General features: G+C 35.6%; 11 protein-coding genes. 6 read left to right on the forward strand and 5 right to left on the reverse strand.

The window, feature by feature from the left end; translation table 11 throughout:
- Window positions 1–5: 5 nt before the first annotated feature.
- Genes QGN23_RS00975 through QGN23_RS00985 form a run of 3 tightly spaced genes read right to left on the reverse strand, consistent with a single transcriptional unit; the run spans window position 6 to window position 8,257 of the window.
- Entirely contained in the window at window positions 6–6,710 is a 6,705-nt protein-coding gene (locus QGN23_RS00975) for an FG-GAP-like repeat-containing protein (RefSeq protein ID WP_282905185.1), read from the reverse strand.
- Between the two features lie 39 nt (window positions 6,711–6,749).
- A complete protein-coding gene (locus QGN23_RS00980) occupies window positions 6,750–7,205 on the reverse strand; it encodes a hypothetical protein (RefSeq protein WP_282905186.1) in 456 nt (151 codons plus the stop codon).
- A gap of 2 nt (window positions 7,206–7,207) precedes the next feature.
- Window positions 7,208–8,257, reverse strand: a complete 1,050-nt coding sequence (locus QGN23_RS00985; RefSeq protein ID WP_282905187.1) for a hypothetical protein — start codon at window positions 8,255–8,257, stop codon at window positions 7,208–7,210.
- Between the two features lie 539 nt (window positions 8,258–8,796).
- Here QGN23_RS00985 and QGN23_RS00990 point away from each other — a divergent pair.
- From QGN23_RS00990 to QGN23_RS01000, 3 genes are all read left to right on the forward strand, one after another.
- Window positions 8,797–8,940, forward strand: coding sequence for a hypothetical protein (locus tag QGN23_RS00990; RefSeq protein WP_282905188.1), 144 nt, complete (start codon window positions 8,797–8,799; stop codon window positions 8,938–8,940).
- A gap of 104 nt (window positions 8,941–9,044) precedes the next feature.
- Entirely contained in the window at window positions 9,045–9,539 is a 495-nt protein-coding gene (locus tag QGN23_RS00995; RefSeq protein ID WP_282905189.1) for a hypothetical protein, read from the forward strand.
- A gap of 22 nt (window positions 9,540–9,561) precedes the next feature.
- Window positions 9,562–9,981, forward strand: coding sequence for a hypothetical protein (locus QGN23_RS01000; protein ID WP_282905190.1), 420 nt, complete (start codon window positions 9,562–9,564; stop codon window positions 9,979–9,981).
- Here the strand turns inward: QGN23_RS01000 and QGN23_RS01005 are convergent.
- Both QGN23_RS01005 and QGN23_RS01010 read right to left on the reverse strand, forming a co-directional pair.
- The gene (locus QGN23_RS01005) at window positions 9,962–10,858 is read right to left on the reverse strand and encodes an IS3 family transposase (protein ID WP_282905191.1); all 897 of its coding nucleotides are present in this window, start codon (window positions 10,856–10,858) and stop codon (window positions 9,962–9,964) included. The two genes, QGN23_RS01000 and QGN23_RS01005, sit on opposite strands and share 20 nt — an antisense overlap.
- A gap of 23 nt (window positions 10,859–10,881) precedes the next feature.
- Entirely contained in the window at window positions 10,882–11,148 is a 267-nt protein-coding gene (locus QGN23_RS01010) for a transposase (RefSeq protein WP_133439681.1), read from the reverse strand.
- Between the two features lie 484 nt (window positions 11,149–11,632).
- Between QGN23_RS01010 and QGN23_RS01015 the strand changes: the two genes are divergently transcribed.
- From QGN23_RS01015 to QGN23_RS01025, 3 genes are all read left to right on the forward strand, one after another.
- Window positions 11,633–11,899 carry a transposase gene (locus QGN23_RS01015; protein ID WP_282904626.1) on the forward strand — a complete coding sequence of 89 codons (267 nt, stop codon included), beginning with the start codon at window positions 11,633–11,635 and terminating at the stop codon, window positions 11,897–11,899.
- Entirely contained in the window at window positions 11,893–12,711 is an 819-nt protein-coding gene (locus QGN23_RS01020; RefSeq protein ID WP_282904627.1) for an IS3 family transposase, read from the forward strand. Before QGN23_RS01015 ends, QGN23_RS01020 begins: the two co-directional genes overlap by 7 nt.
- A gap of 218 nt (window positions 12,712–12,929) precedes the next feature.
- Window positions 12,930–13,535: a hypothetical protein gene (locus tag QGN23_RS01025; protein WP_282905192.1), complete on the forward strand. Its 606-nt coding sequence runs from the start codon at window positions 12,930–12,932 to the stop codon at window positions 13,533–13,535.
- Window positions 13,536–14,056: the final 521 nt, after the last annotated feature.

Raw genomic sequence — 14,056 nt, forward strand, 5'->3', positions numbered from 1 at the left:
ATATATTAGTAAAATGTTCTTCCTAAAGTTGAGGTATTTTGATATTGATATTTCACAATAATATTTATTGAAGAATGACTTTTCGAATATTGAATTAACTTAGGGAAAAACCCTCTCCCTATTTCGATACACCCATGTGAATAGCCTTTATGTGAGTCATGTAGGTAAAAATTATTTCTTCCGTAAGTATTTGTTCCCGTTGACGGATTTAATTTAGCTCTTATCGTGCCCCACCCGGGATAACTATATGTTTTACCTGAACTTGTTGTGAATGTACTAGGTATTGTTTCAATACCATTTCCAGGGGTAGTTTCACCTGTTCTTGAGTTAATATTTACAGTTCTATTTGGATCTAGAGTTAAATTAACATTATACTTTCCTTGTGGTACAGGTCCTGCATCAGCAACGTTTTGATAATTTGCATTTTGATAGCCGGGTAGCCCGGATGTTGCTGGAAATCTTTCCAGCACGACTCCTTGGCTGTTGTACCAAATTATTTCATCTCCATCATATAAAAGATAATCTTCTGATTTTTGATTGTGAGAAGTTGCACCTGATCTATGCGCCAAATAATTAAAAGCCGTCACTACAACTCCCTGTGCAGCACCCATCCAGAAATTACCGCCGCCTAAAACCGAACCGGTACCGCCACTTACTGCACCTGTAAGCAATGCAAAGCCTTTGCTTCTAACCACGCTGAATTCACCAGAATTTCCAATTCCTAAATCTAACAAATCTCCTGCGACACTTGCGAATACACCAGATAAAAAACCGCTTTCGAAATTCCCGCCCTGTACAGATGATACAATGCTTTGGGTTACCCCATGTGCGCCGGCTTTGGCAACAGCGTTGAGAATTTTTGGAACCAATTTGGCATCTTTGGCGATCGCAAATGCGGTTCCTAATCCATCTGACATGCCGGCTGACATTACTGCCATCACTACTGATTGAAACATGTTGCCAATATCCACAGGCCTGTTCATGTAATAGTCGGTCGCAATTGAAGTAAAGATAGCAACTCCTATCGCAATTCCCATACTTATGGGGTCGATAAATTCTCCGCTTGGGTCATTATAGAGCAACGGGTTATTCAGCACATATCCATACTTATTGTAATTCTGGGTATTTTGGGGATCTTGTATATTTTCATCTGCGTTCAGGAATCTTCTCAACAAAGGATCATAAAGGCGACCGTTCATATGAATGATGCCAACTTCTGAATAGTGTTCATGAGAGGTGTACCCTCGGTCCACCAAAGACTTTTCATTGAATATTTTAACGTCCTGATCTACACCGGCAATCTTGAAAAATGTAAGGTTACCCCAAGCATCAAAATGCCGTTGCTCCAATATATTTCCTGCTTCATCTGTAATGGCAAGAATGCTTCCTAAATAATCTTTATGCAGAAATTTGTAAGAGCCTGCAGATTCTTCAAAATTTTTAACAAAAATAATATTGCTGGAGTAAGGATCTCCTCCAATATACAAAATATGCCTCTCTTTTCCAGTGATATGATCTACGGTGATCTCGTAACTTCCTTCTTCGCTGTAATATTTAGTATACTTGCCGGTATTTCCTTCTCCGAAATTTCCACCATACGTTGCACGCTGTCTCATGGATGTTAAACCATACGAAAAAGAAACATCTCCTTTTTCACCATCAATAAAAACAGGATCATTGTTCTCATTGTAAGAGATCTTCTGAATCAAATTTCCTGTATAGTTCTGCTCTCCAGCTGTATTAAGGGTAGCACCTGTAGGCTGATAGATTTTAGAGGGGTGCTCAAACTTAATTGTTCCGATCTGGTCATTTCCTCTAATACGACCCTGATCATCATATTCGTTAGTAAAAAAATATCCGGGAATTTTTGGATCAGACCATTTTTTTAATCTGTTATTTTCATCATATTCAAATGATTCTAAGATATTAAGACTACCTCCGGTATTTCGGCTATTCAGTTCATTTTTAATTGCATTGAATGAATAGTTGATATACAATACCGTGTTTCCGTTTATTATATTTTTATGATTAATATAAGAAAGGAAACTGTTGCCGTCATAAGTATTTTCGATATCAGTTCCTCCTAATTTGGCCTTCAGAACCTGTTCTTTGTCATTGGTCTCGGTTAGTTCCCATAGTATCCTGTCTGATGTTTGATCTTTCACCTGATACAATTCTCCGTTCCATACACTGTATATATTTTCTACAGTTGCTTTAGTAATGTTGCCTGAGGAAGACAACCCTTTTTCATAGGAGACTATCCGCCCTTTATCATCATATTTAATATTTTTCCTATAGTAACTTTTTCCGTTACTGCTTTCGACCGAGGAAACCACCCGTCCATGAGCATCGTAATTTATATGTGAATCATAGTATTCTCCTTTGTTGGTACCGGTTTTTTTAATAAGCCTTCCTTTAATATCATATTGAAAGATGATGTTCTTATTGGTAGAGGTGTTGTCGTTGGCAACCTCCGTTTGTCTGAATTGCTGTCCCCAAGTATTATATTGGTAATATTTGTGTCCTTTCGGACTTATTGCGTGTATAAGTTGCCCATAACCGTTATATTCATATCGGTAAGCATGGTTTTCATCCACGGAGTTGGCAGGATCATAAAAAAAGTTCTTTCTACCCCAATAGTCATAGCCTGTTTTAACAGTATTAGTGCCATATTTAGCTTCCGTATTTTCTCCTGCAGCATTATATTTATAAGTAATTGTACCTCCCAGATCGGTAACCGAATAGAGTTTGCCTGCTGCATCAAAAACCTGCGTTTTAGAACGGTTATTATTGTTAGTTTCTATGGTCTTTACAGTTCTGCCCTGATAGGTTGTTTCAACTGTTTTTCCGGTAAACGAAGTAAAATTTATAGGTCTTGAATACTCATCATACGCGGTTATATTCCATTTGGTGGCTGCTGACCCTTCAAAATACGGTTCACTTTCTTTAATTTTTCTTCCTAAAACGTCATATTTTATTTCGGAGCTTATATAAGCACCCTGTGCAAATCCTTTTACAGATGATTTATAACTTTGGCCCAGAATATTGACGTAGGTGACTTTTTGATCGCCATCGGGTGAATATTCTGTAACCTTCGCATCTCCGTTGGTTAATTTTTCATAAGTAAAAGTGGTTGTTCCGCTAAGATTGGTATTGGAAGTCAGTAGTTTTCCCCAGGCATCATAAGAATTGGTAAGTTTATTATTCAGCGGGTCAGTCTGTGTCAAAATCTGTCCCCAGTTATTATAAGTAAATAATGTTGTGAGATCCAGATGATCCGTTTTTTTGATGACGAACCGACCCTTATCATCATATTGGGATTTTATCGTTGCCGCCTGTACCTGATCATTATTGTAAGGGTTTCTTACTGTTTTTTGTATGATATTACCGAAGCCGTCGTACCCATAAAATTCTTCAATATATTGCGTATTATCCCTATTATATGTTTTCTTTTTGACCAATAAACTGCCGTTGTATTCATACTCTTCCTTTCCGTTTTTAATATCTCCATAAACCTGAACCGTTTCTGTCTTCCACAGTGGTTTTCCTATACTGTAGTTTGCTCCTGCAGTTATCGGAGCATTGTAAGCTACTTCTGTAGTTGTAGTGGCAAATCCTTCATTAATATCAGTTGTTGATTTTGTCGGAAGATAAAGATCATCATAGCTTAAAACAATATGTACAGTCTTAATATCCTTTTGGAAATCTTTAGAGGTGGTAATGTGCGGATTTACAGCAGTGACAATTTTGGGTTTATCGGCCTCTGAATAACTGGTTACAATATTTCCGTTTAGGCGTTTTTCGATTTTGTATTCATATCCTTTAAATGATAGAAGCTCACTATTGTATTGAGAAATGTCCGCTGGAAATACAGCATCTTCAGATGTTGTTTTAATGCTCCATTCCTTTGCGGGTAATACTTCATCCACCAGATTCATTGCAGATCCACTCCATACTTTGGTGCTTTCGAGACCGCCTGCATAAAATGTTGAACGTGCAGACTGCCGAAAACCCAACATCCCTTTGCCGTGGAGATGACCTACCATATCTTTATAGCGGAAATCCTGCTTTCTGTCTCCCTGTATTAGGGTGGAAACAATATCGTAATTTATATTTTCGATAATATTCACATAAGGATATAGTAAAGAAGCAGTATCATTAGCTTTGTAAATATTGCCGGCCGAAGTAAGTGAAGCATATCCTGCTTCAGTTTTTATGCCTCCTTGAGTAATGGTTTTTATTTTGGAAATCTTGTTGATTTTATTTCCGAGATCCCAAGTAATGAGTTTAGTTTTGTGAATGATAGCAAAATCAGTATTTAACTGTGTAATTCGGAAGTTACCAAATAGCGGAATGTAATGTTCCCCATACATAGAATAATTAATATCTTCACCATCCCAATTCAGTTCTTTTGGATCAATATGATAAACATTGGCAAATATGGGCCTGCCATTGGGGTCAACCCCTTCATTTCTTAAATAATTGAATCCATAGCTTGAATCAGGGTTATTCCAGTCAAGGACACCGTCCCGAAACCAAACCTGCGATTCAAAAATTAGGAAATCACTTTTGCCGTCTTTGTTGAGATCAGGAGTAGCATATGTTCTCTGCGTATTTCTGTTTTTTCGTGGCGATCCTTGATTAATGGGTTTATAAAGGTACAAATTGGTATAAAGTTCTTTCCTGAAAGCATTTCCTGTTGATATATACATTATCCAGTTTGAGGAATCGTTTGCTATCGGTGCTAAAATATCAGTTTTACCATCCCCATTGAAGTCTCCGAAATACATAATTTCGTCAAGAGACTCTTTGGTCGTTGAAAATATGTTGTTAAATTGCCCCTGCGTAGTCATTTCATACACTTGGATACTGTTGTCCTCAATTTTAAGTAAATCAGATTTTCCATCGCCATTGAAATCGGCAACTTTTGTATTGTCTGGGAAATTAGAATCTACTAATTGAGGGTTGGCATAATACCAAAAAAGATTTTTATTTTTTAGCCTAATAACACTGTCAATAGGGAAGAACCCTCCTATGCTATCATCCCAAACATAATGATGTTTAATCTGTTGCTGAGAAACAGAGAGTAAGATATCCGATATACCATCGCCATTAAAATCTGCATCTTGAGCTTTAGCAACATATTTATAGTAATATGTAATCGGATGACATATCCAATCTCCAGTTTCCCCATCATAATATCCAGGACATTTTCCACCGTCTTCATAAACAGGCGGGGGTGGGGTAGTTTCATCAGAAAGTGTGGGATATTGGCTTAAATCGGACACGTAAGATTTTATCAAGTGAGCTTCACCATCTGCGAACTCATATATATTCAATATTAATTTCTTATTTGGGTAATCGGATTCATAGGTAAGTAAGACCTGCTTATTGAGTAGTACGTCATTTTTTACATAAGTGATAGCTGAAAGAACAGTCCCCTGTATATTAAGACTGTAAACCTGATTATTACCATCCAAACGGGCGAGCATAATATTGTTGTCTTTCACAAAATCCAATTTTCCGTCGCCATCAAAATCACCGGAAATAATATTCTCTCCGTAAATATCATCAAATCGTGAATTCTGCGCAAAAGTGGTAGGGGGAACAAAATTATCAGATTGGTTTGTGAATACAACAGGATTGGCTTCCTGATCTGCAGAGTTCCTTTCTGTTATATAATTAATAAACTGATAATTTGTGCCTGATTTTTTGTAGTTTACCTCATATTTTTTAAAGAGGTTGCCGTTCGTGTTAACAATTATATTGCTCAACAATTTAGACTGAATAAATTGCAAACCATTAACGTAGGTTGCCTCTTTTAAATCTCTCGCTATGTAATTAAAAAGAATCTCATTGAAACTGTTTTTTCCTAATGCCTCATTCTCTCCCCATGAAATTGCAGATATAATAGCAGTATTATTGTACTGTTCATAATAATAATTAATAATATTTCCTTGGGGATCTCTCCATTTTACAATATTATATTCTATTGGAGTTCTTGCGTTATTGGCAGCAGAACCTATTGCGCCGTACCAGGCTTGGGAACCATCCTCGAAGGTGATCTCCCAATATTCGGGCCCTTCCCATTTCTGCCCGATAATGGTTCCAACTGATTTTATTTTAATATTAGAGTACTTCTCTGTCACATACTCTGAACCATTCTTCCCATACGTTCCTGATTTTAAAATTAATCTTTGCCCACTAAGGCTAAAATAGTCAGAATAATCCAACCTGATTCCCTGAACTTCACCATCGTTCATAATGGTTTTTCCAACTCTTGATATAGAGCTGAACCCCGATATATTCCAGCCATAACCGGCAATTCCATTTCCAGAACCACTGGTATAAACCAGATTAATCTGCGGTGCCACACTTTTCACTCCTGGCGGTAAGGCAATAGGCAAAGTAAACTGCAATTGCCCGCCGCCGTTTACTTCAATATTACCTTGCGTATCATGAAAAAAATTACTGCCAATAGTACCCGAAGAATTGCTGGCACCTGCATCAGAATTTGCAGGACTATCTGAAGCAGAAATTTTAGCGACAAATAAATTAATATTTGCAGAATTAGCACTAAACCCCGGAAGCATTTTAATCTCTTGAGGATCTTCTATAATTCTTGAGGAGGTTTCGGACTGATTTAAAATGGTTTGTGAAAAACTTAATGCCACGCTAAATAAAGCAAACAGAGAATAGAATTTTTTCATAGTGTCTTATTTTGATTGTATGAAAAGGAGGATAATTATCTATTGTTTTATGATATTTTTAGTATATGTCCTACCGTTTTTTAAGGTAAAGGCCAGCACATATATTCCCCGATAATAGCCTGCCATGCTAATTTGAATCTGGCGGTTTAGATGTGGAAGGTTTTTTTGCTGAAAATTCCAGTTAAGAATCCCATATTGATACATTGATACCGTATCAATCAATACATCAGCATCAGTTGTCCATTGTAACGTAAGTATGTCCTTAACAGGAACCGGGTACACAACAATTTGTGCCCAAAAATTTTCTTCTTCATTTTGTTGGGATGATACGGCAGTCGTTTGTTGCGTTGTAGCGTCTGATTGTCTACCACTACTACTATCACCTCTGTATCTTTGGTTTCCTGCATCATCGTAGTTGAAGTAAATTTGTGTCTGAGAAAAAACAAATATACATGGCATCAACAGTACTAAAGCAAAAATTTTTATTCTCATCATTATTATTTTTGATCTTTCTGTATATTCTGTAGAGATTTTTCCAGTTTTTCAATCTGTTCACTCTGTTTCTTAATTTTCTTATTTTGTTCAATAGAATAAAGGGTCAGCTCTTCAATCTTTGTTAAAAGTTTTACATTCATTTCTCCTAAATTTATTCCCGAAATTTTTACTTCTTTGGCAGAAGGAATATCTGGTAAATGCCCCTTTTCAATGATGTGTTTTTCAACTTCTTCCAGTGATATTAACTGATAATTATTTTTAAAAACATAGTCGGGCCAGTTCGAATTAAGTTTTACAGTTGCTGACGTAAATAAAGCACCGCCATTTACTGCCAGAGAATAATCGCTCAGGATGTTAACAGCACCGTCGCCGATATCTCCCACTAATAACTTACCGCTGGTACGTATATTTCCGTTAATATCTAATTTTTGGGTAGGTATTTTATCTAAACCTACATTACCTCCTGAAGCCGTAAATGGACTGTTTCCTGTTCCAACTCCATTTTGTAGCGTTACCGCTCCAGATAATGTCACATGATTAAGCCTTAAGGTGCCGGTACCTGCAGATGCCTGCCAGCCATAAATTCGAAAACGAACGGTAAGACCTGATGATACTGTGAAATCATCGAAATCCCAGTTTATATTTTGGGACGATTCGCTGGGTGCAATGTCAAAAGACTGGGAAAATAAACCACTTCCTTTGTCTATAGCGATTTTTCCATATGTAGGGCCTGATGCGCTTCGCTGCATATCAAAAGAAAAAGAGGATATGCTAAGCTGGTATCCTGCAGAGGCTGAAACCGTAACCTCTATATAATTATTTTCATTTTGTGTCGCCCCTGTTGGCCATGCATTACTATTGAAAGAAGACGCTGTTGCACTACAATTTACATTCTGTCTTAGTAATGGGGTAACGGTTGTATGTAGGTTCTGAATAATAGGGGTATTATCCGGCGTGGGACAAGTTGAAGAACCCGCGAATGTGAATTTGAAAATTTGCCCAAAACCTATAAAGGAAAAAAATAAATACACAAAGAATAAAAATTTTTTCATAGTAATATTATTTAAATTATTCACTAATCAGTTATTCTTACAAAAAGAATTAGATTATTTCAGTTTTTGATGATATAAATTTATAACTGTAAGGATATTTATTGCTATGATTTGAGATGATTTGTATCACACCAACTATTAGTTTATTATGATATTGTTTTCCTAATTTTATTGGTTTTTATGGCATGTTGCTTTAAATAAAATAGTAGGTTTGTTTTAAATGATTATACCTAATAATGTGTAGATCTCTACAAGTGAGGACGTTTTTGCGAAGCGGGGGAAATACTACAGAACTAGAAATTGAAATTCAGAAGAGGAAAGTGGTTGATTGAAATCTTGTCTTATATAAATAGCTCAGAAGGTAGAATACTTCAAAGGGTTGACAGAGTTTTTCAAGATTCTGAAACCGGAGATAGTACGTACCAAGAAATAACGGTAACAATTAAGGTATAGTTGGGGAGAAAATTCATATCTACTTTATTAGAATAATTGCTTCAAAGTTCAGTAACTTATGAGAGCAGGACAAAAATTGGATTTTTATGATGAATAAAAATGAAATAGAAAAGCTATTAAAAGCAGATGAGGAACTTTTAAAAACAGGAAGTCGCGAAAGACTTGTCTATGAATCTATCGAAAAGGAATTTTTGCATTTTGCAAAGTATGATAAAGAAATTGAAATTTGACTCAATACGATGTATCATTTTGGAGGGTGGGGAGAGTTTTATGAAATGGTTGACAATTTTAATAAAAGGTTATTTAACTGAATATTTAATACAAAAATTGTTTTATGAAACTTCACACATTTTTAGAGTACAAAAACGGCGAATATTCAGTAATTAAAAAGTTTCTGCATTTAGACGGTTTTGAGAAACCGATAAAAGAAAGTGATAAAGATTTAGAAGATTTGTTTTACAATGTAAATTATTTTTATTTTTTGTGCGAAGACCAAAACAAAACCATAAAAGAAGTTGCGTACAATTATGCAAACGAAAATAATTTGTTTATGATTGAAAGTTATTGTTGTGAACAAATGAATTTTTCAAATATAGAAGAAATTTTAGCTGTTGCAGATATGAGTAAAGCGCAGGGATTTCTTGCTAATTTTATGAGAGCATTTATTTATCCTGACAAATACCGAAATTATAAAATTTTCAAATTAGATGTAATGGTTTCCGCAAAGCAGAAATATTATAATTTAATTGATTATTCTATTGATGAAAATAGAAATGAAATAATTTATAGTTTTAATGAGAATATCAAAAAACAGATAATTAATAATTGAAAAATTAAAGCATAAAAGACAGATGATAGACAGAAAAATAACTTTCCTTGGAACGAAACTAAAAGCTGTTCCGTATTTTAATACTCAATTAATTGAGCTAACAAGTACAGGAACTTATGAAATACCATTTGAAACTCAACCGACAATAGGAGAAAAGCATGATTATAAAATATGCAAGACGTGTATTAAGAATCATAAAAAAATACATTCTGACTTAACCAAATTGTATGAGGGTAAAATGAACAGAAAAGCATTTCCTAATTGTTGCCCAGAACACTCAATGCTTATTCATTTGCCAATTTTCAAAAAAACTGATTATGACAAAGTGCCTAAAATGGTTGCAGATAAAGTTATTTTCACCCTTAATCATATTAAAAATAATATTGATAGTGATGATTATTACTATTGTAATCTTCCCTTGTTTAGGCACACTCAAAAGTAGAGTTTTTTGTTAATATTTTATTGTTGTCGTTGTTGAAATTTTGTTGGAATGTGGGAAACTCATTTGCGCTATTTTGATTGAGTTTTCCATATTTCAATAAAAAATCCCGTGGTGTAAGGTATTGTAACGCACTATGCGGTCTCTCATTATTGTACATCCACATCCATATTTCTGCATAATTTCTCATTTGTTTGATGTTCTCAAAGTGGTAAACACTTAAAAACTCTGTCCGGAATGTTCTGTTAAATCTCTCAATCAATGAGTTTTGTGTAGGTTTCCCTGGTTGAATAAAGCTTAGTTCGATATTCTCTTTGTTGCAATAATCTTTCATTTTTTCTGCAATAAATTCCGGTCCGTTGTCCACTCTTATTTTTTCAGGTTTTCCCCGCCATTCAATTAATTGTTCCAATTGCGAGATTACTTTTGCAGAGGGCAAGCTGCTGTCAATAGTGATGTTTAAAATCTCTCTGTTAAAATCGTCAATGATATTAAGGGTTCTCACGCTTTTGCCATTTTCCAAACTGTCGTGCATAAAATCCATGCTCCAAGTAACGTTCGGATAGATGGGGCGAACCAGTGGTTGTTTTATCCGTGCTGGAAGCCGCTTTTTCCTTTTACTTCGCAAATTTAATCTCATCGACTTATAAATCCGATAAACCCTTTTGTGATTCCATCCAAAGCCTAAGTTTTTCAACCGATTGTGCATCATCCAAAAGCCCCACGTTTGATTAGAATCTGCAAGTAAAATAAGTTCTGCACGGATCTCATCATCTGAACTTTTAAATACCTGACGATAATAATAAACTGAACTTCTTAAACTGAACACTTTGCACGCCTTGCGCAAACTCATGTTATGGATTTCTTTCGAATAATCCACCAACTCACGCTTCTCACAAGGCGTTAGAGCTTTTTTTCGATCACATCTTTTAAGACGACAATCTCCAAAGTTTGCTCAGCTACGATCTTTTTATATTGCGAAAGTTGCTTTTCCATCTCTTTCATTTTTGAAAGTTGCTGAACATCCAATCCACCATATTTGCTCTTCCACTTGTAAAAGGTTGGCTGGCTAATTCCATGCTCCCGGCAAATCTCATTTACCGTTTTTCCCTGATTTTGTTCAGATAATATCTTGATGATCTGAACTTCTGAAAATTTACTGTTTTTCATAGTCTTTCAAATTTAAAAACTATATTTTTAAATGATCCTATTTTTGGGGAAGATTACACTATGAAATTACAGACTACATAGAATACACCGTTGAAAGTTTTGGTAAAGTACCGGCAATTAAAGAACCATTATTTTTAAGTGAGTTTATTAGACAAATTATTCATCATTTAGAGTTAAATATTTCCGATAAAAATTCTGCATTAATATTAGATTTCGTTAAACAAAATTATTCTGAATCAAAAGAAAAAGAAGTAAGAGAGCAAAAAGATGACTTGGAAAATCTGTTAAAAATTTATGAAAATTGGTTTAAATTATTTCCTTTTGAAATTTCATTTTTTTCAAACCTAAAAGAGCATTTTCAAAAGCAAATACCTTTTCTAAATGGTGAAGGTCATTACAATAAGTACATAGGTATTTCGGTACATGGCTTCTTTTTTTGGACAGATTAAAATTAGAGTATTAATTTTAACGTCAAGAAAAAACAATGAAAAAATCAAGATTTACGGAGGCCCAGATTTTAAAGGTGCTCCAGACCCAGCAAGAAGGTAAAAAAGTGGCAGAGATCTGCCGGGAGTTTGGGATTTCCGAGCAGACGTTTTATAACTGGAAGAGCAAATACGGCGGCATGACCCTCTCGGAACTCCAGCGTGTTAAGGAGCTGGAATCGGAAAATGCCCGCCTTAAGCGTATTGTTGCAGACCAGCAACTGTCCATCGATATTTTGAAGGAGATCAACGCAAAAAAGTGGTGACACCTTATCAAAAAGAGCGCTGTATTGCTTACCTGCAGGAGATAAAACCGGATGTAAGTTATGCTAAGGTGTGCCGCGTAATGGGACGCTCACGAACTTCAAAATATTATGAAAAGCGAATGCCGCCGAAGGATGAAAAGCTGAAAGGAGCCATCACATCAATATTGGGAACCAGCAGATTGGGACGCAAGAAAGTCATTGTGAAAGTGAAGAGGAAATTTCCTGAGTTCGGTGCTTCTCAAATCCGACGCGTGTATCAGAAGTATGGTTTTTCGCTTTACAGAAGAATGAAGAGAAAACGCTTCGACAATCCTGCCAATCCCATTTCTGTCCCGTTGGAGCAGAATGAGGAATGGGCAATGGACTTTATGAGTGATGCACTGGCAAGAGGTTCACGGTTCCGGACCCTGAATATTATTGATCAGTATAACAGAAAATGCCTGGGCATTGATATTCGCACCTCGATGCCCTCCAGAGCGGTAATAACGTTTTTGGAGCGTGTTATCGAGAAGCATGGCAAACCCAAGGGTATCCGCACCGATAACGGTTCGGAGTTCACCTCGGGTCTGTTCCAGACGTGGCTGCATGAGAATAATATCGAATGGATCAAAATCCAGAAAGGAAAACCACAGCAGAACGCCATCATCGAGCGGTTCAACAAAACCTACCGGGAAGACATTCTGGATGCGCATTTATTTTTCTCACAGCAGCAGGTGAAGCAGCTTACTGCGGTGTGGATTGAGGATTATAACAATGAAAGACCGCATGAGGCACTGAACTTTAAAACCCCGGCGGAATATGAAGCAGCGTAAGGTTTTATTAAGGCATGAGCTTCTGAAATATTGTTCAGAAAAAAGCACCGCAAAAAGCAGTGCTCCTGAAAATTATATTTCGTCGGCCAACTTATCCCTGTCAGGTTGCTCCTCAGCAGCGCCTGATTCCGTTTCGGTTGGCAAGTGCAAATTTCAAATGAAAAAACTATATTTACAAACTGTCGAAAAAGTAGACCACTTACCTTTCGAGCAGTAAAATGCATACCAAAAGTAGTTTAATTGATTCTTTATTACGATTGACAAATAACCTACTTGTAGAGTTAAATAGTTCTGTATTTCATAAGAAAGGGCAATTTTCCAACCCAGAAAAGATCAAACTTGAAATTGTATTAAGTGAAAGGGAATTAAAATTGAAAAATGGTTATTTGCCTAATGGAGATAATGACAATAAAAAATTTGCAGATATTTTAAATGAATGGTTTGCAGATGAAAAGATATTCATCGATGAGGTTATACCTTTGTTAAAAGCCTTAACACCTCAACACGAAACCAAAACAAAAGCAAATAACTTGGCGGAAATAATTACGCACCCAAATAGTACATATATTGTTGAAAGCGTTAAAATTCAATACAAAAATATTCAAGGAAAGCGTCTAAAACTTTTACTTACTGCAATACAGGAACTTAATTTGCTACCAAAGGAAAGAATAGCGAAAAAATTTCACGATTACTGCAAAACCGAATTTAATTGGAATATTGCAAGCTGTACCGCAATGAATGATTATGTTTTCAATGATGTTACTGATAAAGATGAAGTTGCAGAAATGAAAGTTTTTATTTCAAATCTTACTAATACACAATAAATAAGTTGTACAAACTTGTATCTACTTGTTTCCAAGTTTATTCAACTGAATATAGGTAGGTTAAATAAACTATTCAATATACATTTGTCCTATATAACAAAATAAATATTGAATAATGGAAGCATTAACATTTGAACAATTACCAACAGCAATAACATTGCTAACTCAATAAGTTAGCGAACTAAACGCGTTTACAACTTATCAACATTGTAAAAAGCTGATTTTTAATATGTTAAGCAAGCAATTGCTTTTTAGGCATAACTCCAACTTTTTTATTCCAAAATCAAATTTTATATTTGTCAAAGCGGATATAAAACTCCTCTAAGTTATTGGCAGCTTGGATGCCAAAGGTCTTTTTAAAGACTAGTATGAAGCAGAAATTCCCGAGCTCGAACTCAGGAATTTCAGTGATAAGTTTAACCATTATTCTAAATTACTCCGTATGAGTTACACTAGAATTATAAATGGAAAAACCCAAAGATTGATATTTCGGAAATCTCGCCGACTTAAGACAGGAAAAG

The organism is Chryseobacterium gotjawalense, assembly GCF_030012525.1.
GTDB classification, from domain to species: Bacteria; Bacteroidota; Bacteroidia; order Flavobacteriales; family Weeksellaceae; genus Kaistella; species Kaistella gotjawalense.

Coding starts and splice junctions, on each gene's coding strand:
- QGN23_RS00975 (WP_282905185.1), bottom strand. CDS start 6,710: ATGAAAAAATTCTATTCTCTGTTTGCTTTATTTAGCGTGGCATTAAGT.
- QGN23_RS00980 (WP_282905186.1), bottom strand. CDS start 7,205: ATGATGAGAATAAAAATTTTTGCTTTAGTACTGTTGATGCCATGTATA.
- QGN23_RS00985 (WP_282905187.1), bottom strand. CDS start 8,257: ATGAAAAAATTTTTATTCTTTGTGTATTTATTTTTTTCCTTTATAGGT.
- QGN23_RS00990 (WP_282905188.1), top strand. CDS start 8,797: ATGATGAATAAAAATGAAATAGAAAAGCTATTAAAAGCAGATGAGGAA.
- QGN23_RS00995 (WP_282905189.1), top strand. CDS start 9,045: ATGAAACTTCACACATTTTTAGAGTACAAAAACGGCGAATATTCAGTA.
- QGN23_RS01000 (WP_282905190.1), top strand. CDS start 9,562: ATGATAGACAGAAAAATAACTTTCCTTGGAACGAAACTAAAAGCTGTT.
- QGN23_RS01010 (WP_133439681.1), bottom strand. CDS start 11,148: ATGAAAAACAGTAAATTTTCAGAAGTTCAGATCATCAAGATATTATCT.
- QGN23_RS01015 (WP_282904626.1), top strand. CDS start 11,633: ATGAAAAAATCAAGATTTACGGAGGCCCAGATTTTAAAGGTGCTCCAG.
- QGN23_RS01025 (WP_282905192.1), top strand. CDS start 12,930: ATGCATACCAAAAGTAGTTTAATTGATTCTTTATTACGATTGACAAAT.